We start from the raw sequence: 23,372 nt of genomic DNA, 5'->3' as shown, positions 1-23,372 counted from the left end.
GTGAATCAAACAGAGCAAAGCCATTTGCGTAATTGGGAATAGGTACTTAACAAATAAAAATAAACGGATGAAAAAGGCAGTTTTTTTAGCAGTAGGGATCGTTGGTTTGATGATGGGTTGCCAAAATAAAGAACAGTTTACCATCGCTGGAAATGTCGAAAATCCTGGCAATATCAAAGTTATTTCATTGTATGAAGGCGATACCAAGCTGGATTCTATGTTTTTTGGCGATAATAACAAATTTCAGTTTGTACGACCTGCTAGCCAATCCAGATTGTTGTCCTTGCGTGTCGGTAAAAATCGGTACGATTTAATTGCTTCTCCGGGAGAAACGATTACATTTAAGACAGATTTGCATAAAGATGTAAATGATTACCAGGTTGATGGTTCTGAATTGTCAAAGACTATACAGCCTTTTGCCAAAGAGCGAAATTATCGCGATTATCTACAGGACTCATTGCAGACGGTGTTTTCAAAGCTAACGGCCAATTCCACAGCAGCTGAGATCGAAAAGATTCGTGCTGAATATAAATCAAAGTTTGCAGAAGAATTGCGTGCATATACAAAAAAAGCAGTCGATTTCTCGAATAAACATAATGATCTTGCAGGTTTTTATGCAATCTCGACCTTAGATCCTGAAGTAGCCGAAAATGAAATCATTACCTATGCGGATAGAATAAAAAATGAATTCACGGAGAACAGATACGTGACACAGTTTAAAGAGGAGACCCAAAAACTGAAAAAAATGGCAATTGGGCAACCTGCTCCTGAGTTGACTTCTTTTACACCATCAAACAAAGAAGTTAAATTATCGAGTTTTAAAGGGAAATATACCTTGGTGGATTTTTGGGCTTCATGGTGTATGCCCTGTCGCCAGGAAAACCCTAATCTCGTTAGATTGTACAATACCTATCATGGTAAAGGCTTTGATATACTCTCCGTTTCATTTGATGATAATCCTGGTTCCTGGATGCGTGCTATTGAAGATGACAAATTAACTTGGACACATGTGTCAGATTTGAAGGCTTGGAGCTCACCGGTTGTCATTGATTACCGTGTGAAAGCCCTACCTACCTCGTATATTCTTGACCCGAACGGTATTATTATTGCCAAGAACCTCCGTGGAGAAGAGTTAGAGGCATTTTTGAAGAAAACAATTAAGTAATCAATGTGTTATTGTTAAATATTATATTACTTAATAATTTGGTAACATTAGATTAACTGATTGTTATCATTTTGTTTATAATTTAGCAAAAAAAATAAGACAAATGAGTTCTTCGAAACAAAAGATTTTAATTGTTGATGACGAAAAGGATATCTTGGATTTAATTGCATTCAACTTAAATCGTGAAGGTTATCAGGTCTCTACAGCGCAAAATGGGGAAGAGGCAATCAACGTTGCCAAACAAGTAAATCCTGATCTTATCATCTTGGATGTGATGATGCCAAAGATGGATGGAATTGAAGCTTGTCGTATCATGCGCGCAATGCCTGAATTCAAAAGTACGTTCATGGTATTTTTGACTGCTAGAAGCGAAGAGTATTCGGAGATCGCAGGATTTCATGTCGGTGCAGACGATTATATTGCAAAGCCAATTAAGCCGCGTGCTTTAATGAGCCGCATCAATGCTATCTTAAGAAGAAATGCTTCCGAAGAGTCAGATTCCTCTGTTCAGGATAAAATTGAAATTGCCGACTTGGTCATTGATCGAGATTCTTTCTTGGTGTACAAAGGAGAACAAAAGATCGTTCTAGCAAAGAAAGAGTTTGAGCTATTGTATTTATTGGCATCAAAACCGAACAAGGTGTTTACACGCGAACAGATCTTAAAGAGTATTTGGGAAGATTCTGTTGTGGTAACCAATCGTACAATTGACGTCCATATCCGCAAGCTGCGCGAAAAGATAGGTGACGATTATGTAACCACTGTAAAAGGAGTAGGATACAAATTCGATAAAGAATAAAAAAAGAGGCTTTAGCCTCTTTTTTTATGCGATTAACTTTCCGGAGTTTAGATTCAATGCGATTCGTTTTGCGCCAAATCTGGACAAATACGAGTAGGATATTTCAAATTTGACATAAGAGGAAGGCGAGAATTTAAGGAAGAAATTGTCGTCGTTATAGGGAACTCTTTATCGAGATAACTTGATATCACCACAACAAATCTTTACTTTTGACCTAAAGCAAAGTAAAAATTTCAACATGTCATCTATTCTTATAAAATCTGCGCAACTTGTCAATGAAGGTAAAGTTGAGGTTGCTGACGTATATATCAGCAATGGTCGAATCGAAATGATTGCTCAGGAAATTAATCATCCTGCTGATCAGGAAATAAATGCTGAGGGGCTACACTTGCTACCTGGACTTATTGATGACCAGGTTCACTTTAGAGAACCCGGTTTAACTTATAAAGCGGATATATGGCATGAGAGTCGCGCCGCAGTTGCCGGTGGGACAACTTCTTTCATGGAAATGCCTAATACTGTTCCTAATACGTTGACCCAGCAATTGCTTCAAGATAAATATGATATTGCGGCAAAAAATGCGCTGGCCAATTATTCATTCTTTATGGGGGCAGCTAATGATAATCTTGAGGAGGTGCTTAAAACGAATCCAAGAAATGTCTGTGGTATAAAAGTTTTTATGGGCTCCTCTACTGGCAATATGCTGGTTGATAATGAAAAAGCGTTGGAAGGTATCTTTGCGAATGCTCCGACTTTGGTGGCTACGCATTGTGAAGATGAGGCGACGATAAAGGCGAATCTGGCCCTATTTAAGGAAAAATATGGTGAGGATGGATTAAAAATTGAGATGCATCCCTTAATTCGTTCTGAGGAAGCTTGCTATTTGTCCTCGTCAAAAGCTGTCGCACTGGCAAAAAAGCACAATACACGCCTGCATATACTTCATATATCAACCGCCAAAGAAATTGCATTATTTAATAATGATATTCCACTAAAGGATAAAAAAATAACGGCTGAAGCCTGTATTCATCACCTTTGGTTTTCTGATCAGGATTATGCCTCAAAAGGTAACTTTATCAAATGGAATCCAGCTGTAAAAACAACCAATGACCGCGATCAGATTTTAAAAGCTGTACTGGATGGGCATATCGATGTGATTGCGACAGATCACGCTCCACATACAATTGAAGAAAAATCTCAGCCCTATGCTTCAGCACCAAGCGGAGGACCTCTCGTACAGCATGCGTTGCAAGCTTTGTTAGATATGGTCAAAGCAGGAAAAATGACCCTGGAACAATTGGTGCAAAAATCTGCACACAATACAGCTACATTGTTCCAAATCGAAGATAGAGGGTACATTCGTGAGGGATATTGGGCAGACCTTGTATTGGTCGATCTGAACAAACCTTATACGGTATCGAAAGCGAATATTCTATCAAAGTGTGGCTGGTCGCCTTTTGAAGGACACACATTTAGTTCAACGATTGAACATACTTTCGTATCGGGTAAACTTGCTTTCTCCAATGGACAACTTATTGAGAAAGGTGCCGGTGAACGTCTGTTGTTCAACCGATAGTATTTAGCAATGGAAAAAAGAGCCTTTCTAAAATCGATTGCTTTAAGCGTGTTGTCTATTCCTGTACTGGGAATGGGGAAGCCAACCAGAGATAAAGCCGAATTGTACGGTCAAGCTGCTTTGCTTGCAACGAGGTTAAAACCGGGTGATATCATAGGTTTAATAACGCCTGCAGGTGTATTGGATGATGAAGAATCAATTAGTATTGCACGTGAGATATTTGAGACCTTAGGTTTTAAAGTAAAAGAAGGTAAACATATACGCAGCCGCTACGGTAATTTGGCCGGTACAGATCAGGAGCGTATAGCAGACATTCACGATATGTTTGCAGACAAGACCGTCAAAGCGATTGTTTGCATCAGAGGAGGTTCGGGTACATCACGTCTTTTAGATCGATTAGATTACAGGCTGATCGCCAATAACCCCAAAATTTTATTGGGATATTCAGATATAACAGCATTAATTTTGGCATTATATGCCAAGACAGGACTTATAACGTTTCATGGTGCAGTGGGTATCAGTACCTGGACTAAGAAGCTTGCAGAGGCTTTCAATGCCCAGTTTGTAGCCAATCAGCCAGCAATATTTGAAAACCCCAAGTCTAAAGGTGATAGCATTGTACAGACCAAAGACCGAATTGCCACAATTCATCCTGGTATAGTAGATGGGGTATTGCTGGGAGGAAATATGACCGTGTTGACCGGCTTATGTGGTTCACCTTATCTGCCAGATTTTAAAGATAAAATTCTTTTTCTTGAAGAGGTCGACGAAGATATGGAACGTGTTGACCGTATGTTCTGTCAATTGAAAAATGCCGGTGTATTAGCTGTGATTAAGGGCTTTATTTTTGGCAAGTGCACCAATTGTAAACCATCTGGTGGATATGGATCCGTAACACTTGACCAACTGTTCAATGATTATATCAAACCGTTAAAAATACCCGCTTATACAGGGGCTGTTGTTGGGCATATTGCCGAACAATTTATTTTACCAGTAGGAGCAAAAGTCCGTGTAGATGCTTCGCAAGGAACGATTGCTTTAATGGAGCCTGCATTAAAAGATTAATATGAAATTAGTAAAAATTGATTTCATCAAAGCCTTTTCTTTATATGAAGAAAAGGCTTTGATGTATAGAAGATTTAAACATGCTGATATTTTGCCGTTATTAGAAAATATCAGAAGCTCTGGACGTTTTGCTGTAGCGGAAATTGGCAAGTCTACCGAAGATCGTTCGATCTTTCGACTACAATACGGACAAGGGCCAATCAAGATACTTTTATGGTCACAAATGCATGGTGATGAACCTACGGCGACAATGGCCTTGTTTGATCTATTTAATTTTTTCAACGGAAAAGATGATGGTCTAGATGCCTTTAGAGATGACATAGCATCAAAAATGACCTTATATTTTATTCCGATGCTAAATCCTGATGGAACCGAACGGTTTCAGCGTAGGACAGCCATGGATGTGGATATGAACAGAGATGCAAGGGCAACAGCAACAGTGGAAGGAGCCTTATTGAAGGCGCAAGCCATGTTGCTAAAACCTGATTTTGCCTTTAACCTGCATAACCAAAACAATTACTACAATATTCCCGGAACAAATACGCCAGTAACAATTTCCTTATTGGCACCTGCCTATGACTATGCACGGAGTATCAATGAAACTCGGGGAGATGCGATGCGGGTGATTGTTGGAATAAACAAAATCCTTCAGGAATTTGTTCCAAGGGCAGTTGCAAAGTATGACGATGAGCATACACCGCGCGGTTTCGGTGATAATTTTCAAAAATGGGGCGCCAGGACGATTTTAATTGAATCAGGAGCTTATGTTGGTGATACCGAAAAAATGCTGGTCCGAAAATGTAATTTCGTGGCTTTGTTAAAAGCATTTGAGGAAATTGCTGACCAATCCTTTAAACAGCATTCGATTACCGATTACGATGCAATTCCCTTCAATGATGAAAAGCTCCATGATGTGTTGCTGAGAAATTTGACCATTGAGCGGAGTGGAAAACCATTACTTGTCGATGTTGCCATCCGGCAAAATGAAAAGACAATAGGATCAGACTATTACGTAGAGGGTATTGTTGAAGATATTGGCGATTTGCAAGATTTTTATGGATATGTAGATATTGATGTTGCAGGAACGGAGTTTGCCCCAGCCAAGATGTATATGGAGCCATTTGCTTCGTTGGCAGATTTAGATGATACCATCGTGATGGGATTACTTGAAAAAGGCTATGCCGCTGTTATTATTGAAAATGTGATCCCGGGAGAATTTTTGCATAACCTTCCAATTCGTGTATTAACTAAAAAAGCTATAGAATTTTCACAACAATTAGCTTTGGGAAATCAGGCTGATTTCTTTCTTCGGAAAGAGGGAAAGATTATTTGCGCTATAATTAATGGCTATATGATCGATTTGACAAAACCAAGGCAACAGCAGTATAAAGATCAGATATGTTAGGAATGCGCAATATAGCTCAAAAAAGAAAAAAGGTCACAGCATAGGCTGTGACCTTTTTTCTTTTTTGAGACTACTAGTAGCCGGTATTCTGTTGATTTGCTATAGCTGGGTTTGCATTCATCTCATCTAGTGAAATAGGAAGAATGGTTTTAAAGAAGGTTCTATCGATCGTTTTTTGCCTATTTGTTGTGCTTATATTTCCTAAATCATCATCAAAAGTTATCGATTTGTTCCAGCGCATCATATCAAAGAAGCGATGACCTTCTCCAAGGAGCTCTTTGCTTCTCTCATCGGCAATCATTTCTAAAGTAATCGTGCCTGAGGTTGCGACATCTAATTTTGGAGAACGCTGGCGTATTGCATTCAGGTAATTTGCTGCAAGGGCCTTGTCAGGAGATGATTTTAATAGAGCAGCTTCAGCAGCGATAAGATATACTTCGGACAAACGGATGACCTTAATATTGACAGCGGTACTATTTGCTGTTGAATTTTTATCACCAGCAAGCGTGGTGCTACCACTATATTTATAGACCGCTCCTAAATGGGTGGTGCCGACTTCATCGTACGCCATAACACCCCATCTGACATCTGTCTCGTCTTTCTTAAGTTTGGCCAAGAATGGATCTGCAGCTATAAAGTTTCCCAATATGGCTGTACTGCCATGTCCTTTTCTGCGGAACATCGCACCCAGTGAACTAGTCCCTGCATCAGCTTCATTCGGATAGACACCCAATTCTAGAATAGATTCAGTTCCAAACATACCTGTCCAAGATCTTACCCAGTTTTCATTGCTATACAATGTGTAGACTTTGGAGTCTATGACCTCTTGTGCTGATTTTAAGGAGTTATCATAATCATTCATATAGAGATACACACGAGCTTGCAGTGCTTTATTGGCGAAAAAATTGAAATATCCATCCGATTTGGATTTTGGCAATAAGCTTTCTGCATCCTTTAGATCCTGTACTATTTGTTTGTAGTTTTCCTCAACGGAGATACGTTTTTCCTGCGCGCTATATTCGAGTACTTTCGTCACATTAGGGATACCAAGGGCAGATTTTTCCATGTTGTAGGGTTTTCCGTACAACCTGACAAGATCAAAATTGATGAGGGCTCTTGCGGTCAATGCTTGTCCTTTATACGTATTAAAATTTTCTGTCGAACCGGCAGCGATTAGTTTATCGATATTTGTCAAAAGATTATTGATCTGCACGAGTGTATGAAACCCTTGTGTCCAGATGCCTGAATAGGGATTAGAAGAGGCCGAATGATTAAATACATAAAGATAGTCATAACCGCGGCCCTGGGATGCAATCGTAAAGTCACCCCCTTTGGCATCAGCATAGAGCGGGAAATTTCGTCCATAGTAGGCGACATTTGCCATTTTACTCATTAATCCATTCATAATAACCTTTGCGTCAGCAGCAGTTTGGATGGAGGTATTGGAGTCCCCCATATTGGTCGGTGTGACATCCAAAAAATTGCTACAAGAGCTGATTGCTAATGATATTGTTATGCACGAGGCAATAAAAAGCTTTTTCATAATACTGTTTTTTTTCGTTAAAAACTAAATTCAACACCGAAAGTGTACGTTTTTGCCAATGGTGTTTCCCAGCCCCGCGTACCAAATTGGTTAACTTCTGGATCCATATACTTGTATTTCGAAACAGTCAATAAATTGCTTCCATTGAAAAATACCCTTGCATTGGAGATGCCAGCTCGTTTTAAAAATTCATTTGGTAATCTATAGCTCAACGAAATGTTCTTTAATCTAAGATATGACGCATCAAATAGTTGTCTACTGCTGATCTGGTTCACATCTTCCAGATCTCTTCCGGTAACCATTGGGTAAGTTCCATCCGTATTTGAAGGTGACCAGCTATTTTCTGTAAAATAAGCGGCATGAATTCGTTCCCAATAATAGCCGTCATCGGCAACATCTTTGGATGTCGCATCATAAAGTTTGCCGCCAATTTTATAAGCAAAGTTCAATCCCAATGAAAAGTTTTTATAATCGATGTCAGAATTTATACCGCCATATAGTTTAGGATTAGCATTTCCGATGATGGTTTGTTTAGCTTTTTTGTAATCATAACTTGCAGCTTTTCCGTTGAACAAAAAATCGCCATCAGTACCATCGTTAGTATACCAGACATTTTTGCCGTTGGTTTGATCGGTACCAGCCCATTCCAACCCAAAGAAAGATAAAGACGATTCTCCTTCACGATAAATAAATCGAGCTCTATCGTCTCCACCTGTGGGATCATACCAGACGATATCTCGTCCACCATATAGTTTTGTAATCTTGGATTTGATAATTGCGGTATTTGCACTTAATGTCCATTTCCAATTTTCATTTTTAACAATATCTGAGCCCAGTTCAATCTCTATACCTTTATTGTTCATTTCGCCAACATTTCGCAATATGGAGCCGAAACCAGTAATTGTGGAGATCGGAACATTCTGTAAAAGATCCTTCGAGTCTCTGTTAAAATATTCAATTGTACCGAATAGTTTATTGTGGAACAGACCAAATTCCAATGCGATGTTTGTGGAGTAATTTTTCTCCCAAGCGACGTCCGGATTGCCTAAATTATTAAGCCCACCACCTGGCTGCGTCATATATTTGTTGGAATAACTTGTTAAATTGCGCCAGGCAAAAAGATCCGTAGGTAATGTTCCATTTACCCCATAGGAACCTCTAATTCTTAGGTTATTGATATCCTCAATCTCTTTAATAAAAGATTCCTTGGCCAAATTCCAGGAAGCAGCTAAAGACCAAAAGTTGCCCCAACGAGGACCTGGTGCCAAGCGGGATGAACCGTCCCTTCTAAAAGATGCCGAGGCAAAATAACGTTCATCGTAGTTATATTCCGCACGCGATAGTACAGACATCATATTATTGCCCCAAGAATAGGCCGACGCATCCAATATACCTGCAGTGGCGACTGTATGAAGTGATGAGGATGGTAAATCTTTACCTGTAGCACGGATAAAATCAGTCGTGTTTTTTTCAGCTTCGAAACCAGCTAATAACCCGATATTATGCAAGCCAAAACTCTTGTTGTAATTGGCGGTTGTGGATGATACCAATTTTTCAATGGACGTAGACACCTCTGTGACCCGGCCATTGTCTGCCATACCGTTATAATGTTTAGCACTGTAATAGATATGATCTTTGACTTCGGTTCTGTCATAGGAGAAAATAGTCTTCAATGTAAGTTCAGGCAACAGCTTTAATGATAAAGATTCTATAGCTGATAATTTGCTTGTTTTCGAAGAGTTTTCCCATTCCTTGTTGTAATACAATGGATTATAAGCGAGACTGCCATAACGAGCTGTATATTCGTTACCTGTTTTATAATCAGTTGGCCAATACATCTGCCATAATAAATTACTCGCTTGATACAGGTAATTTGTTCCTGTATTCCTGGTGTCATTCATCCCGATAAGCTTGTTTTTAGCGTAGTTGACGTTTGAACCAAATTCGAGATATTTCCCAATCTTTTGCGTTAAATTAATCCGACCATTGATTCTGTCGAAGTTATTCTCAATAATCCTGCTTTTGTCTTGCGTGTATCCTAAAGACGTATAGTAATTGGTTTTTTCTGTTGCTCCGCTTACCGAGATATCGTTGCTGTTGAATATCCCGGTTCTAAACAATGCTTTGTTCCAGTCATAATACTTACCATCTCGATTCTCTACACCATCTGTTTTTCCTGAGATATGTACATTTTCCCATTGTGAGGTTCCATCCGTGCTGAATTGATAGCCATGAATACCAAAACCATAAGAAGAAGTTGGTTTACCGTAATTTGCCGAATTTGGATTCCAGTCCAAAGAATTTAAGCGGAATAAGGTGTTTTTATTCGCCTGTTCAGCTGTTTGACCTGCTGCTATTCTAGAATCATATAATACACTATAAAGCATATTGATTTGATCCTGTACCGAAGCGGGTTCATTATTTTTTGTCGCCCATGAGGGACTAATGCCAATAGAGGACTTAACATTGATCTTCGGATCTCCGTTTTTTCCCTTTTTTGTGGTGATGATGATGACACCATTTGCCGCGCGGGACCCATAAAGGGATGAGGCAGCGGCATCTTTTAACACAGAAATAGATTCGATATCGCTCGGATTTAATGTGCTCATTACATTATTTGTATTGACAATATAATCGCCCATTTGTCCAACACTACCTGAAATCACCGGGACTCCGTCAATGACATAGAGCGGTTCATTCGACGCGTTCATGGAGCCTATGCCTCGAATGCGTATAGCTGAAGTTGCACCTGCCTGACCAGATCCATTTGACACTTGCAGACCTGCAACACGGCCAGTAAGTGCTTTTTCAAAAGAAGTGACAGGTTGTTTATCAATGGCATCTGATTTTACTTGTGCCGCCGAACCTGTATAGGTGCTCTTTTTAGCCGTTCCGTAAGCAATGACAATGACTTCGTCCAGTGCCTGTTCATCACTGTTGAGTGAAATACTAATGGTTTTTCGGCCATTGACCTGAATTTCTTGCCGGCTATAGCCGACGGCAGATATAGTTAATGTCGCATTGGCGTTTGTGTTTAAGGTAAACAGGCCATTTTCGTTTGTTGAGGTCCCTTGGCTAGCGCCTTTTACATTTATTGTAACTCCGCTAATTGGTTTTCCATTGCTGTCTGTGATTTTACCAGCAATTTGGATCTGTTGTGCATATAAAGACTGCATCGAACTACAGGCTATGAGACACAACGTTGTGAGCACATGTTGTTTCATAAAAGTGTGAATTGATTAATTTAGTTTGTTAATATTTTGGTGCCGTCGATGTTGGTCAAACTTGCGATAGCAATTCAGTGCAATCTTTTCTTTAAGAAAAAAACATTGCACTGAATATAGGGTTATTTTCTTACAATTCCAATCCCCGGACGGTCGGGGAGAAGGCAACTGCCATTTACCACGGTCATGCCGTCGTATATATCATTTCCGATCAATAAAGCACCATCTAAATCAGCCCAGTCTGTTAATGGTGCAAGTTGTGCAGCTGCACTGATTGCGCAGGAAGTTTCGGTCATGCAGCCGATCATAACTTTCATTTCCAAAGAACGAGCAAGTTCTGCCATTTGTTTAGCTTCACGCATGCCCGTGCATTTCATCAATTTGATGTTGATTCCCGAGTATACACCCTTTAATGCAGGAACATCCACAAGGCGTTGGCATCCTTCATCGGCAATAGTAGGGATAGGACTATGCTCAGTAAGCCAGGCGTTGTCGTCTATCTGCTCCTTGGGCATCGGCTGTTCCAAGAAAGAAACATTTCTTTCTGCAAGCCAGTGTGCCATTTCCAAAGCCTCTTCACGTGTTTTCCAACCTTGATTGACGTCGGCACACAAAGGACGATCGGTAACCTGACGGATGGTGTCTATGATCATTTTATCCGTATCAAGACCCAGTTTCACCTTTAAAATTTTAAACTGATCAGCTTCGGCGACTTTTTGGCGGATCATTTCTTCTGTATCGATTCCGATGGTGTAGGACGTCGGTGGGATAAGGTTAGGATTCAATCCCCATATCTTATAATAGGGCTGATTCATAATTTTACCAAGGATATCATGTAGGGCAATATCAATGGACGCTTTTGCAGCCGTGTTTTTCAAAGCAAGCTGATCAATATAATGCAGGAGCTCTTCGGTTTGAAAAGGAGAGTTGAAGCCTGTCAGATCAATCTGATTGAGGAATGATAGGACACTTTCCTGAGATTCGCCTAGATAGGGTGGCATACTCGCTTCACCATAACCGATAATGCCATCATACTCTAGTTCGGTCAATACAACCGGTGTTGTGCTTCGGCTAAAGGAAGCTACTGTAAAGACATGGCGCAAAGTTAAAGTGTAAGGTCTAAACCTTAATTTAAAGGCCCCAAAATCTTTACTGATCCATTCAGATTGATTGCTCATCGTTATGTTTATTTATTGTTGTAATAATTGCTTTCAACGACTTTCTGTATTGCGCTATCGTGGGTCCCGAGGTAACGGCGTGCAGCAACCACAGTTCGGGTTTGGAAATCATCGTAGTTTGCAGCGTCCTTAAGCATACTGTTGATCCGGACTAATCCGGCAGCATGAATAAAGGTTCCATTGCCGATATAGAGTGCAACATGTGTTACACGTGCATTAGGATTGCTGTTTTTGCCTGCCGCAAAGAACAATAAGTCTGCCGGTTTTAGATTTTTGAGTGCTTTCTCAGGGTCGAAATGTCCTTCTTGATCTAAAATGTCGATTTTTTCACCTGCAAGTACTTGTTGCGATGCATCTCTCGGAATCACGAAGCCGTTCATAAAAAAGCTTGTTTTGGTAAAACCGCTACAGTCTACACCTTTCACCGATGTTCCCCCCCATAAATAGGGCAGGCCCAACATTGTTTTTGCACTGGCGATAATATTTTCCGCCGTAGGCTGGCGCGTTTCAAACCAATTTTTTAAGGTTAGACTTTCTGATTTTTTAATATAACCTAAACGTCCATCCGGATATGCTATTTCATAAAAGTTGCTTTTCTGTCCTTTTAACTGAAGAATGTCACCATATACGAGATCAGACACTCTTTGGCTTTTTTCATTGGGTTCAGAATATGATTTTCCAAACTCCGCTGTATAGATAACTTTTTCTGCTTGCCGCCAATTTGCCAGCATGGTTTTGTCCATCGCTTCAATGGACGAACTTGGTACCCATGCAATATAGCCATCCGGCGTGCGGACACGGTAGTCACCGCTCTTTTTTTGCAGAAGATCCACTTGCGTTCCCAATAAAACCTGGCTGGTTAGCTCCGCAGCATTATCTGGAAATGTGCGCATATTTGCAACGGAGAGCCTGATGACTCCAGAAGTTTTTTCGCCTACACTTGCATCAGGCAAGAGCTGTACTTGAATATTGGCTGATATATCTTTTGCCTTTTGCTCCAAAACGAACTTAGCATCTTTTTCAGTTGTTTCAAGCACATATTGGTTCTGTGCTATATCCGCTTTTTGGATTGCTACGATCTTGGTTCTTTTATCGGGAGCGAATTCACGTTTTACGTTTTCTTGCAACTCTTTGATCTTGAAATAAGTCGTGGAATCTAGCTGCTGCGCCTGACTGCTTTCAACACCTATAAGGCTTGCATAAGCTAAAATAGCGAATTTAAGAGTGTTTTTCATGCGAATTAGTTTGTTTCTAAAGATAGGATTAATTCATAATATAAGTCAATTTTTATTGTCGATTTTTAAGTGATTTTGATGTTATGTTGCTAAAAAACGAATGTTTGGGTTTAATTTTAATTAAATTATCTAATTGCTAAAACCATTTTGTAATATTGCTTATTGATTGTGAAGTCAATATCCTTCTTCAGTTTAACACGAAGCTGTAAAAATGTAGAACAGCATTTTTCAGCGTATATCGATGAAGTAGATTGGGGGCAGATGTGATGTAAGGTCGTGCAATACGCTAGAAAAGAAAGCGATGCTTTTGTGCAGTCAATGATGAAAATTTTTTGTATTCGGTAGACTGAAGGCAATTTTAATGATTGTTTTTGCCGGATTAATCAATAGCGATAGTTTTATAAAATATTAATAAGGAAATGAGTTCAAGACGTGATTTTATTAGGCAAGGTTTGATTGCTGCGACGGCAATGGGGACATTGACAGCCTTTGATGCGAAAGGATTGACGATTGCAGCAAGAGGTAGTGTTAAAAAATATCCTATTGTAATTTCAACTTGGGACTTTGGGATCGCAGCAAATAAAGCCGCTTGGGAAATATTGTCCAAAGGAGGCAAGGCATTGGATGCGGTAGAACAAGGTGTGCGTGTGCCCGAGGCCGATCTCAAAAATATGACAGTTGGTAAAGGTGGTTATCCAGATCGCGATGGTCATGTCACACTTGATGCTTGTATCATGGATGCGGATGGTAACTGCGGCGCTGTTGCTGGAATGGAAAAAATTGGACATCCAATATCAGTAGCACGGATGGTCATGGAAAAAACACCCCACGTGATGCTTGTGGGCGAAGGCGCATTGCAATTTGCGTTAGAAAATGGTTTTAAGGAAGAAAATCTACTGACCCCAGAAGGTGAAAAAGCGTGGAAGGAATGGTTGAAGGAAAAAAAATACAAACCTGTAGCCAATATTGAAAACCAATCTTTTGCAGCAGAACGTTTGCCAGGAAACCAATATAACCACGATACGATCGGTATGTTGGCATTGGATGCCAATGGCAATATTTCTGGGGCTTGTACAACCAGTGGTATGGCTTTCAAGATGCATGGTCGGGTAGGAGATAGCCCAATTATTGGAGCCGGACTTTATGTCGATAATGAAGTAGGCGGAGCTACATCTACCGGAGTTGGCGAAGAAGTCATACGGAATGTAGGTAGTTTCTTGGTTGTCGAATTGATGCGTCAGGGTTATTCTCCGGAAGATGCCTGTAAGGAAGCTGTTATGCGTATCGTGAAGAAGAAACCTGCAATTGCGAAGGAAATTCAAGTTGGATTCTTAGCAATAAATAAGAAAGGTGAATATGGTGCCTATGCGCTGCAACAAGGTTTTTCCTATGCAGTTTGTGACAGTAAACAACAAGATTTATTGATTAAAGGAAAACACTACTATTAATATTAAAATAGGGGTATATCAGTACGAGGGGTTAATTCTCAAGTGGTAAATGAAACGTAAACTGCCATTTTTCGCAATGATAGCAGGGTATATCATTGCCGATTAATAATTATATTTGTCTAAATATTTTGCGCTGTAGCTACTAAATCGGCTATAGTGTTTGAAAAAGTAAGATTAAAAATACGCAAGATTATAAAAGTATGAAAGCAACATTTGGAGGAGGATGTTTTTGGTGTACAGAAGTTATTTTCCAAAACACTGAAGGGGTAACATCGGTATTGCCTGGTTATATGGGAGGGCATGTAGATAAGCCAACTTATGAGCAGGTCTGTACGGGTACAACTGATCATGTTGAGGTTGTCGAGCTAGAATATGACGAAGAGCTGGTGAACTATGAAGACCTATTGAAAATCTTTTTTAAGACACATAACCCGACGACATTAAACCGTCAAGGTAACGATGTGGGTACGCAGTATAGATCAGTTGTTTTTTATCATAATGAAGAACAGGAGATCTTAGCGCAGAATTTTATCGACGAATTAGAAAATGAGGATGTTTATGAGGACACTATTGTCACAACGGTAGAACCAGCCGTGACATTTTGGTTAGCGGAAGATTATCATCATAATTATTTTAATGATCATCCTGAAAATCCATTTTGTTCAGTAGTCATTGCTCCAAAACTTCAAAAATTCCTAAAAGAATTTAAAGCTTAAAGGACAATAATTAAGGTGTTGTATACCACACAAAAAAAGGCTCGAATATTTATTCGAGCCTTTTTTTGTGTATTGAATGCGGCGAGTTAGAACATTTCCATCTGTCCTTTATCGTCGATTTGGATGTCATTTGGATTAGTGATTTCAAGTTTGATATCGTCATTTTTATCGGTTGACTCTACCTCCTTCTCCTTCACGGAACTGTCCACCGCTGTTGTGGTACTATCAACCGTTGTTTCTGTGCTATCAGTACTTGTTTCGGCTGCTCTTTCTTTACCTTTTTGACTTAAATCTTCATCCGCTGTTGTTAGCGCAACCGATTTTACCGTATGGAAAGACAGGCGGTTTCCTTGTGCTTTTATTCCTTTGACGTCAATAATTTCGGTCAAAGGTTGATCAAGAGTTTCTTCCGTTTGGGATTTGCCTTTTAAAATCTCCAATTTAACCATCGGTTCAGCCGCATTACTCATCAAGATCAGTTTAGATCCCGCATCTTCATTAATAAAGGAAATGTGTTTTCCAATAGGTTGATCGTCAAATTTAAAACGTTTGACAAAGTACGTTCCGCTCTTGCCGTCCTGATGCACAACTGTATAGATATGGTCTGGGTGGTATTTTTCGATCCGGATCATTTTCTCGTCGAAGTGGTTGCTCAGATCAAAGTTTGACAATTCGTAGCTGCCATCCGAAAGAACCACTAATATCTTGTCGTCGCCGTCAAACTCGCCAAGGTATTGGCCACGTTCATCTGCATTTAGACGTTTCATGATGGTATCGTACCATATTTTTCGTCCTGCCAGTGTGGAGACACCAGAGCTTTTAAAGCTGATTTTTTTGACGGGATATTTTGATACAATGTTTCCTTGTGAAGCACGGCCCTTGATTGCAATCTCGGCAAAGTCCATGTCAAAATTCAACTTGCGCAATTTTGTGTGCGGTTTAAGCTGTATATTAACGATCTCTGCTTCACCGTTTGGATTGGCTGTGAAATATAGGATTTTAGACCCTTTGGATCCTTTGGATACATCATATTCCTTATCCCGAGTGACACCTACCACAGAGAAACGTTTAATGTAACTGGTACCAGTTTCACCTTCTTTATAGATGGCGTTATAGATTGTACGTTCATCACCTTTTTTGAAAACAGCAACGTGGATAATTCCTTTTCCAACGAATACTTTATCCTGGATTTTACTGACAACATACTTGCCATCCTCGCGGAATACAATAATATCGTCGATATCCGAGCAGTCGCATACAAACTCATCTTTCTTCATGCCTGAGCCAATAAATCCTTCCTCACGATTGACATATAGCTTGGCATTTGCTAGGGCAACTTGGGTCGCTTCTACTTTATCGAATATACGCAGTTCGGTTTTACGCTCGCGGTCTTTACTATATTTTTCACGCAATTTCTCAAACCATGCAATGGCATATTCTGTCAATTGACGTAGATGACGCTTGACTTCCTTGATCTCATTTTCGAGTGTTTTCGTCATTTCGTCCGCTTTTTTAACGTCGAAACGTGTAATACTACTCATTGGTTTATCGATCAATTTTTTGTAATCTTCTGGACGTATCTCGCGATAAAACTGATCGAAGAAAGGTTCAAACAAGCGATTCAGAACCTGCACCACGACCTCAAAGTCACCGGCATTTTCATAATCCGGATGTTTGTACATCCCCTCTTGAATAAATATTTTTAATAAACTACTGAAGAAGATTTTTTCTTGAAGATCGTTTAAACGAATCTCCAATTCTCGTTTCAATAAATTTTTGGTGTTTATTGTGTTTTCCGTTAGAATGTCATTGACACTCATAAAGTGAGGTTTCTCATCCTTGATAACACAAGTGTTAGGTGAGATAGAGACTTCACAGGCTGTAAAGGCATATAAGGCATCAATCGTTACATCAGGAGAAATCCCCGGAGCCAAATGCACGATGATCTCTACATTTCCCGCTGTATTGTCCTCGATTTTTTTGATCTTAATTTTTCCCTTATCATTTGCTGTAACCACACTTTCAATCAGACCGCCGGTTGTCGTTCCAAATGGAATTTCCGTAATTGCGAGCGTCTTTTTGTCGCGTTCTTCGATTTTCGCACGTACACGGATTTTACCGCCACGTTGACCCTCATTATAATTTGAAACGTCGGCCATACCACCCGTAGGGAAATCTGGGAAGATATTCGGACGTTCACCGTGTAATACCTGAATTGATCCGTCAATTAGCTCAATGAAATTGTGCGGCATAATCTTGGTCGCTAGACCAACAGCAATCCCTTCGGCACCTTGAGCCAATAATAATGGGAATTTTACCGGAAGTGTGACAGGTTCGCGATTCCGTCCATCGTAACTTAATTGCCACTCAGTCGTTTCGGGATTGAAGACAACGTCATTTGCAAATTTGGATAACCTTCCCTCAATGTACCGTGGAGCAGCAGCAGAGTCACCCGTAACTGGGAAACCCCAGTTACCCTGACAGTCAATCAGGAGATCCTTTTGTCCCAATTGTACCATGGCATCACCGATAGAAGCATCACCATGTGGGTGATATTTCATCGTGTTACCAATGACGTTGGCAGCTTTATTATATCTTCCATCATCCATTTCCTTCAAGGAATGGAGGATACGACGTTGTACGGGTTTCAAACCGTCATTGATATGTGGTACGGCTCTGTCCAAGATAACATAGGATGCATAGTCCAAAAACCAGTTTTCGTATAGTCCTGATAAAGGTATCGTCTGACTTCCGTTTTCTGTTTTTCCTGATCCCAGTTCTTCTTGATTATCTTCCGTTGGGAAGTTCGTTTCGTCACTCATTTACTCAGCAATAGATTAAATTGTACAATACAGAAATGTTCGAAATAGTATTTTATTCGAACGTGTAAAAATACAAAACCATTTTGTTTTATCCCAGTGAAACTATGAAAAGTTAAAAAAATTAGTTTTTAAAACTAATATAATTAGTTTGTTGGTCGGTCAATGGCCAGATCATACCAATAACAGGGAATATTCCATAGGTCGAAATGAAATTCTTCAGTTACCTGAAATCCTGCCTTTTCCAAGACATGCCTTGACCCCAGGTTTCCCGTATGTGTGATGGCATGTACTTCAAAATGGGTCAGCTGTTCTCTGTAATATTGCATGCAGGCTAGTGCGGCTTCTGTCGCATAGCCTTTTCCCCAAGATTCCGTTCTGAAACGATAACCAAGGTCTAAAAATCCAATACGTCCGTTCTCCAGTTCGTCAATATATTTAAATCCTGTCCAGCCTATCCATTGATTGCTTGATTTCTCAATGACCCCTAGACGGCCTATACCGTATTTTTCATATTGTTGCTGAATATGCGCGATGGCCTTTTTCATTTCTTCAATGGATTGAATAGGTTCGTTATTCAGAAAGGTATGAACCTCCGGCTGTGAATCCATTGCGAAAAAATAAGCTGCATCATCCATCTGTATTGGGCGGATAATTAAACGATCAGTTTCCAGTATAGGCAAATGTTTTTCCATATTGTTTATCTCAAGTGTTACGGCATGCTAAAGCCACAATTTGTCGATATCTTTTTGTAGTATTTTTTCTTTCATTTCCTCCTCAAAGTCGCCGAACTGCTCTTTTTTTACAGATTTACTAATTCTGCCAGTTTCGAGTACCAAAATTTCATCGCAGGTATCTTTTAGCGTGGAAAAGATATGTGACGAAATTAGGATCGTTTTACCCATCGCTTTTAAGCGAAGAATAATCTCCGTAAGAATAATGCTGCTTTGTAGATCGATGCCATTAAAAGGTTCGTCAAGGATATAATAATTATTGTCCTGAAGTAAAGTAGCTGTCAGGGCTAGTTTCTTTTTCATTCCCGTGGAATAGGTGCTCGCATACTCCTTTAAGGGCAACTCGAAAATATTCCTTTCACTGAGGTTTTTGATCTGTTTACCCCGTGCATCTGCCAGCAAATAAATATACTCTTCCCCGGTGAGTTTTGAAAGGAAATACGGATCCGAGGTGAGGTAACCTAAATTGTTTTTCAGTGGTTCTAAATCAGATTTTAAACTTCCCGAGGCGGTTTCTAGTCCAGCAATACAACGAAACAGCGTTGTTTTTCCAGCGCCATTTTCACCGACGATACCATATACTTTTCCGCTATCAAAGAGGTAAGTAACCTCGTGGAGTACTTGATGCTGTCCAAAGGACTTATTGATATTCGTAAGCTCGATCATAAGTGATTTTTTAGATTGTTGATTGCTTTGATATAATAAAAAGGCAAGAGCGCTAGAATCAAAGGGTAAAAGCTAAAACAAAGTGCCAAAGCAAAACCTTCGGGGAAATTGATCTCCCGTGGGTAAGCGACGTATTTCAATGTGATTGCAAAAGGAAGTAAAAGTAATATTCCGCCCAATACAATACAGGCATTAAATAAATCCAATGGAAAGATGACAACATACAGAAAAAGAAGGGGCAGTACCAAAAGCAGACACTGTAAAATTCCCCTTTTAAACTTTTGCATCAGAAAGACTGTTGGTGTATGATGGTGATTCCAGAGGTAAAAAATAGGCTCCGGCAATTGATAATAGAAAACGCAGGTGAGCGCAATGCAAACGACGCAAAATAAAACAAGATTGGAATTGGCTACATAAAAACCGATTCCAGCCAATAGATACAATACAAGTAAAAGCAAGTAGCTCCGTCGGAATCCGATGATAAATTCAAAAGGTTTTTTTGCGAAAGGTGTCGGAATAGATTTTCCGAAAGCCCTAAACGTCAAAAATGCAAAAACAACTGCCAAAGTAACCAATAACAATGCATAGGGCCATTGACTGTGGAGTATAAGAATGACGAAGGACGGCAGCGTTAATAGCCCATTCTCAACTATTCTGATCTTATGAAAATCTCGTTTACTGTATGTGTTTTTGAGAAAATCATTTCTGTTTTTTTCTGTGAGCAGAAACAGCGCTTGAAAATTGCAAAGCAGTAGTGCATAACAACCAAAAAGCGGATATTGAACCAAAGCATAATAAGCAAAATAACATAATCCAAACAACAGGAGAAAGGCGAGCCAAACAGGCATTCCTGTAGCCCGAATATGCCGAGACAGTAAAGTATACTGAAGCTTTAAATAATTGCTTACCATGATAAATCAAACTTAGATAAATTACCTTTTATATGCAATATATCGCATACTATTTCTAAAACCTGTTACTTGGGTGCCTGTTCAGGCAGATCGTTGGTGGATTTTATTCCGATAAGCGTGTAGGGTTAATATTTTGAAGAAAGGGAGGCCACAAAGAAGCGATGATTTTTAGACGCAACAAAGGGATATTAAATGGAGTCCAGATTCTCCATTTAGACAATGCTTGTTCAGTGATTGTTCAGTGCTTGCTCAGTGTAGACTGAATCAGCACTGATTGATTACTGTTTAAACATTAAATAAAAATTGATTTTAGCTCCTTTTTTGTATACGTATGTGTCCGTTTTAATATTTATCTTGATTATCCCAGCAATAAGGCTATCGGGAAATCAACGATGCAATTCAACCCCAAAATCAAATAGCTATATTTTAAATCGAACTCAAACTAGTGGGCTTTGTGCCTTCTCTGCCAGCTCAGCATATAGGTCAGAGCAAGTAGCAAAACTATTGCATTGGCATACATAATGACTGGAATCCGGAGGATAACATCACTATAGTATAATCCAGCGAGCAGTGCGCCAAGCCCTATTCCAGCTTCAAGTGAGATATACATGGTTGCTACTGCCTTGCCTCGATGTTCAGGTAGGCTAAGGTCTATCGTCCAGGCATTGACGGCAGGGGAGAGTATACCTGTGCCCACACCGTAGATGCTTGCGCCGATCATCATTCCAATGAAACTATTGCCCATACCGATAGCAACGAGCGCAATAGCAATAATGACTATTCCGACAACAATGACTTTTGGTCTCCCGTAACGGTCCGAAACTTTGCCGGATACGAACCGTATCAATACCGATGCTATGGTGAAGGCCAGGAAAAATAGCCCTTTATTTTTAAGTCCCAGGTATTCACTCCAATCGGGAATTAAAGTTAGAATGACTCCATAAGCGGTATAAGATAAAAACGTGACGATTCCTGCTGGAAGGGCACGCCATTCAATAATATCCTTGCGGTTTATTTTGAGCATGGAAAGATTGAATTTTTCTTTTTTCGCCAGTGTTTCCTTCATGTTAATGACGATAAGAATGGAGAGAAGTGCCATGAAAGAAGAGCAATAAAACATAACATTGATACCAAAGGCCTCGAAAATGGCACTTCCAATCGCTGGACCCACAGCAGTTCCAACACTAAAAGCGAGTCCATGCATGCCAAGAGCCTCCCCCCATCTTTTTTGTGGAACTAGATCCGCGACATATGCAGAAGTTGAGGTGGGTTTAAAACCAGTGGAAAAACCATGTATCAATCGTAAGAATAGGAAGCCAGCGACTGATGTTAAAATGGGATAAAGAAAACCACAGACGAAACAGACGATGGATCCAATTGCCATGACCGGTACACGTCCCCACCGATCGGTCAATTTACCACTAAAAGGCCGCGAAATTCCAGCAGTCAAAGTAAACAACGCTATGATTAACCCTTTGTATTCTGCTCCGCCCAAACTGCTCAAATAATTGGGCAGTTCCGGAATAATCATATTGAAACTAGAAGAAAATAGGAGCGAGCTTAAGCAAAGTAAAATAAATTGAAACGTATAGATGGATTTCTGTTCAGCGGGCATGGTATAATTTTATCGTGTGTGAATATTCAAAAAAGAACATGGATAGCGGTATGGATCCGTCTTTCGATTGAACTGTTCAAATGTACAGTTTTTGGAGCGATTAAGCTTTTTCTTTTGACAAAAATTAATCGAATCTTTTGAACGAATAGAAAAATGACGCGACGGGGCTTTTTCTCTATTAAAATTGATATTTTTGATGAAGATCAGTGCTTAAATATGGAAGGGTATAGAAATCCAGGAATTTGAAATTCCTGTAACGGATATGGAAAGAGCTGTTCGGTTTTACAGCCAAACATTTAACTTTTCCTTTGAACGGGAAAAGTTTGATGGAAATCATTTATTTCCATGTAGAAAATGTGATCGATACAATCGGGAAAGCGCTAGCGCTTGGGGGAAAAGAGTTATATCCAGCCACCTTTCATACCGACTTGGGCTTTGCCGTCGCAGAGATTGAAGATTTGGAAGGAAACAGGATCGGATTACATCAAAAGCTCTAAGTATCAAATAGAATCTGTTTTAGGTCAGTTTTTGTCTGGAAATCTCACTACAGAAGATCGTTGTTGCTACGGCTACATTCAATGATTCGGCTTGCCCTAGGCGTGGTATAGTGACAGCTTGATCGATCAAAGGTATTATTTCGTCGCTGATGCCATTTCCTTCGTTACCCATAACAATTAGCCCCTCTTTAGCCCACACAGTCTGATAAATGGATTGACCATCAAGTAGGGCGCCATATACTTTCAATCCAGTAGCCGGAATAAAATCAGTTAAATCAGTATAGTGGATCTGCAGTCTTGCCAATGAGCCCATAGTTGCTTGCACTACTTTAGGATTGTAAGCGTCTACAGTGCCAATGGAACAGATAATATGTTCGATTCCAAACCACTCCGCCGTACGGATAATTGTCCCCAGATTGCCTGGATCCTGCACATCATCGAGTACGAGGCTAAACTTATTTTTTAAATCACTTGGTACAATTTTTTGCTGTAAAGGAAGTTTGACCAAAGCGAGTATACCTTGTGGCGATTTCAGTGCGCTAATCTTTTGGAATTCAGTTTCCGTTAGTTCATGGGATTTTATATTATGCGAGATTTTACCCACTTTTGTGTTGGCGTCGTCCGTGTAGAAAATAGACTCAACCTCATAACTTGATGAAATAAATTCCATCACGGATTTTATACCCTCAACGATAAACAGGCCGTGTTGTTTTCTATACTTTTTATTTTGTAGAGACGTTATTAGACTGATTTGCGCTTTTGACAACATTTTTATT

The 23,372-nt window shown here is 39.8% G+C and carries 18 protein-coding genes and 1 pseudogene; 9 read left to right on the top strand and 10 right to left on the bottom strand.

The window, feature by feature from the left end; all coding sequences use genetic code 11:
• Positions 1–67 precede the first annotated feature (67 nt).
• The 5 genes from A9970_RS17135 to A9970_RS17115 all read left to right on the top strand — a co-directional run bounded on the left by A9970_RS17135 (position 68) and on the right by A9970_RS17115 (position 6,010).
• Positions 68–1,165 (top strand): TlpA disulfide reductase family protein, encoded by a 1,098-nt coding sequence (locus A9970_RS17135; RefSeq protein ID WP_182983191.1) that lies wholly within the window; start codon positions 68–70, stop codon positions 1,163–1,165.
• A 103-nt stretch (positions 1,166–1,268) separates the two neighbouring features.
• The gene (locus tag A9970_RS17130) at positions 1,269–1,964 is read left to right on the top strand and encodes a response regulator transcription factor (RefSeq protein WP_182983190.1); all 696 of its coding nucleotides are present in this window, start codon (positions 1,269–1,271) and stop codon (positions 1,962–1,964) included.
• A gap of 238 nt (positions 1,965–2,202) precedes the next feature.
• Positions 2,203–3,540: a dihydroorotase gene (locus tag A9970_RS17125; protein WP_182983189.1), complete on the top strand. Its 1,338-nt coding sequence runs from the start codon at positions 2,203–2,205 to the stop codon at positions 3,538–3,540.
• Positions 3,541–3,549: 9 nt separating this feature from the next.
• Complete coding sequence (locus A9970_RS17120) at positions 3,550–4,605, top strand: LD-carboxypeptidase (RefSeq protein WP_182983188.1); 1,056 nt, start codon at positions 3,550–3,552, stop codon at positions 4,603–4,605.
• 1 nt (position 4,606) lies between these two features.
• Positions 4,607–6,010 (top strand): M14 family zinc carboxypeptidase, encoded by a 1,404-nt coding sequence (locus A9970_RS17115; protein WP_182983187.1) that lies wholly within the window; start codon positions 4,607–4,609, stop codon positions 6,008–6,010.
• A gap of 73 nt (positions 6,011–6,083) precedes the next feature.
• Here the strand turns inward: A9970_RS17115 and A9970_RS17110 are convergent, their stop codons facing one another.
• From A9970_RS17110 to A9970_RS17095, 4 genes are all read right to left on the bottom strand, one after another.
• Positions 6,084–7,553 carry a RagB/SusD family nutrient uptake outer membrane protein gene (locus A9970_RS17110; protein ID WP_182983186.1) on the bottom strand — a complete coding sequence of 490 codons (1,470 nt, stop codon included), beginning with the start codon at positions 7,551–7,553 and terminating at the stop codon, positions 6,084–6,086.
• A gap of 17 nt (positions 7,554–7,570) precedes the next feature.
• Positions 7,571–10,777 carry a TonB-dependent receptor gene (locus A9970_RS17105; protein WP_182983185.1) on the bottom strand — a complete coding sequence of 1,069 codons (3,207 nt, stop codon included), beginning with the start codon at positions 10,775–10,777 and terminating at the stop codon, positions 7,571–7,573.
• A gap of 122 nt (positions 10,778–10,899) precedes the next feature.
• A complete protein-coding gene (locus tag A9970_RS17100; RefSeq protein WP_182983184.1) occupies positions 10,900–11,955 on the bottom strand; it encodes a dipeptide epimerase in 1,056 nt (351 codons plus the stop codon).
• A gap of 8 nt (positions 11,956–11,963) precedes the next feature.
• Positions 11,964–13,190: an NlpC/P60 family protein gene (locus A9970_RS17095; protein ID WP_182983183.1), complete on the bottom strand. Its 1,227-nt coding sequence runs from the start codon at positions 13,188–13,190 to the stop codon at positions 11,964–11,966.
• 419 nt (positions 13,191–13,609) lie between these two features.
• On the opposite strand from A9970_RS17095, the gene A9970_RS17090 reads away from it, so the two are divergent.
• A complete protein-coding gene (locus A9970_RS17090) occupies positions 13,610–14,638 on the top strand; it encodes a N(4)-(beta-N-acetylglucosaminyl)-L-asparaginase (RefSeq protein ID WP_182983182.1) in 1,029 nt (342 codons plus the stop codon).
• A gap of 200 nt (positions 14,639–14,838) precedes the next feature.
• Positions 14,839–15,354 (top strand): peptide-methionine (S)-S-oxide reductase MsrA, encoded by a 516-nt coding sequence (gene msrA, locus A9970_RS17085; protein WP_182983181.1) that lies wholly within the window; start codon positions 14,839–14,841, stop codon positions 15,352–15,354.
• An 86-nt stretch (positions 15,355–15,440) separates the two neighbouring features.
• Here the strand turns inward: msrA and A9970_RS17080 are convergent, their stop codons facing one another.
• The 5 genes from A9970_RS17080 to A9970_RS17060 all read right to left on the bottom strand — a co-directional run bounded on the left by A9970_RS17080 (position 15,441) and on the right by A9970_RS17060 (position 22,099).
• Entirely contained in the window at positions 15,441–18,176 is a 2,736-nt protein-coding gene (locus A9970_RS17080) for a DNA gyrase/topoisomerase IV subunit A (protein ID WP_182983180.1), read from the bottom strand.
• A 143-nt stretch (positions 18,177–18,319) separates the two neighbouring features.
• A complete protein-coding gene (locus A9970_RS17075; RefSeq protein WP_182983179.1) occupies positions 18,320–18,868 on the bottom strand; it encodes a GNAT family N-acetyltransferase in 549 nt (182 codons plus the stop codon).
• A 27-nt stretch (positions 18,869–18,895) separates the two neighbouring features.
• Positions 18,896–19,573, bottom strand: coding sequence for an ATP-binding cassette domain-containing protein (locus A9970_RS17070; RefSeq protein WP_182983178.1), 678 nt, complete (start codon positions 19,571–19,573; stop codon positions 18,896–18,898).
• Positions 19,570–20,484, bottom strand: a complete 915-nt coding sequence (locus A9970_RS17065) for a hypothetical protein (RefSeq protein ID WP_182983177.1) — start codon at positions 20,482–20,484, stop codon at positions 19,570–19,572. The genes A9970_RS17070 and A9970_RS17065 overlap by 4 nt, the downstream gene beginning before the upstream one ends.
• A 442-nt stretch (positions 20,485–20,926) precedes the next feature.
• On the bottom strand, positions 20,927–22,099 hold the full coding sequence (locus A9970_RS17060; RefSeq protein ID WP_182983176.1) for an MFS transporter: 1,173 nt from the start codon (positions 22,097–22,099) through the stop codon (positions 20,927–20,929).
• 214 nt (positions 22,100–22,313) lie between these two features.
• On the opposite strand from A9970_RS17060, the pseudogene A9970_RS29070 reads away from it, so the two are divergent.
• Positions 22,314–22,412, top strand: a pseudogene (locus A9970_RS29070) (VOC family protein); the annotation flags it as partial.
• A 13-nt stretch (positions 22,413–22,425) separates the two neighbouring features.
• On the top strand, positions 22,426–22,596 hold the full coding sequence (locus tag A9970_RS17055; protein WP_200845612.1) for a hypothetical protein: 171 nt from the start codon (positions 22,426–22,428) through the stop codon (positions 22,594–22,596).
• Between the two features lie 19 nt (positions 22,597–22,615).
• Here A9970_RS17055 and A9970_RS17050 read toward each other — a convergent pair whose 3' ends face one another.
• Complete coding sequence (locus A9970_RS17050; protein ID WP_120336524.1) at positions 22,616–23,365, bottom strand: RNA methyltransferase; 750 nt, start codon at positions 23,363–23,365, stop codon at positions 22,616–22,618.
• Positions 23,366–23,372: the final 7 nt, after the last annotated feature.

This window comes from Sphingobacterium sp. UME9 (assembly GCF_014170215.1).
Taxonomy (GTDB): Bacteria; Bacteroidota; Bacteroidia; order Sphingobacteriales; family Sphingobacteriaceae; genus Sphingobacterium; species Sphingobacterium paramultivorum.
This window is presented reverse-complemented; position numbering and strand designations above follow the sequence as displayed.

What these genes read in the sequence shown, in the direction of transcription:
- A9970_RS17095 (WP_182983183.1), bottom strand. Translation starts at nt 13,190, where the DNA reads ATGAAAAACACTCTTAAATTCGCTATTTTAGCTTATGCAAGCCTTATA.
- A9970_RS17120 (WP_182983188.1), top strand. Translation starts at nt 3,550, where the DNA reads ATGGAAAAAAGAGCCTTTCTAAAATCGATTGCTTTAAGCGTGTTGTCT.
- A9970_RS17110 (WP_182983186.1), bottom strand. Translation starts at nt 7,553, where the DNA reads ATGAAAAAGCTTTTTATTGCCTCGTGCATAACAATATCATTAGCAATC.
- A9970_RS17050 (WP_120336524.1), bottom strand. Translation starts at nt 23,365, where the DNA reads ATGTTGTCAAAAGCGCAAATCAGTCTAATAACGTCTCTACAAAATAAA.
- A9970_RS17100 (WP_182983184.1), bottom strand. Translation starts at nt 11,955, where the DNA reads ATGAGCAATCAATCTGAATGGATCAGTAAAGATTTTGGGGCCTTTAAA.
- A9970_RS17080 (WP_182983180.1), bottom strand. Translation starts at nt 18,176, where the DNA reads ATGAGTGACGAAACGAACTTCCCAACGGAAGATAATCAAGAAGAACTG.
- A9970_RS17065 (WP_182983177.1), bottom strand. Translation starts at nt 20,484, where the DNA reads ATGGTAAGCAATTATTTAAAGCTTCAGTATACTTTACTGTCTCGGCAT.
- A9970_RS17055 (WP_200845612.1), top strand. Translation starts at nt 22,426, where the DNA reads ATGGAAATCATTTATTTCCATGTAGAAAATGTGATCGATACAATCGGG.
- A9970_RS17075 (WP_182983179.1), bottom strand. Translation starts at nt 18,868, where the DNA reads ATGGAAAAACATTTGCCTATACTGGAAACTGATCGTTTAATTATCCGC.
- A9970_RS17115 (WP_182983187.1), top strand. Translation starts at nt 4,607, where the DNA reads ATGAAATTAGTAAAAATTGATTTCATCAAAGCCTTTTCTTTATATGAA.
- A9970_RS17060 (WP_182983176.1), bottom strand. Translation starts at nt 22,099, where the DNA reads ATGCCCGCTGAACAGAAATCCATCTATACGTTTCAATTTATTTTACTT.
- A9970_RS17125 (WP_182983189.1), top strand. Translation starts at nt 2,203, where the DNA reads ATGTCATCTATTCTTATAAAATCTGCGCAACTTGTCAATGAAGGTAAA.
- A9970_RS17135 (WP_182983191.1), top strand. Translation starts at nt 68, where the DNA reads ATGAAAAAGGCAGTTTTTTTAGCAGTAGGGATCGTTGGTTTGATGATG.
- A9970_RS17070 (WP_182983178.1), bottom strand. Translation starts at nt 19,573, where the DNA reads ATGATCGAGCTTACGAATATCAATAAGTCCTTTGGACAGCATCAAGTA.
- A9970_RS17105 (WP_182983185.1), bottom strand. Translation starts at nt 10,777, where the DNA reads ATGAAACAACATGTGCTCACAACGTTGTGTCTCATAGCCTGTAGTTCG.
- msrA (WP_182983181.1), top strand. Translation starts at nt 14,839, where the DNA reads ATGAAAGCAACATTTGGAGGAGGATGTTTTTGGTGTACAGAAGTTATT.
- A9970_RS17090 (WP_182983182.1), top strand. Translation starts at nt 13,610, where the DNA reads ATGAGTTCAAGACGTGATTTTATTAGGCAAGGTTTGATTGCTGCGACG.
- A9970_RS17130 (WP_182983190.1), top strand. Translation starts at nt 1,269, where the DNA reads ATGAGTTCTTCGAAACAAAAGATTTTAATTGTTGATGACGAAAAGGAT.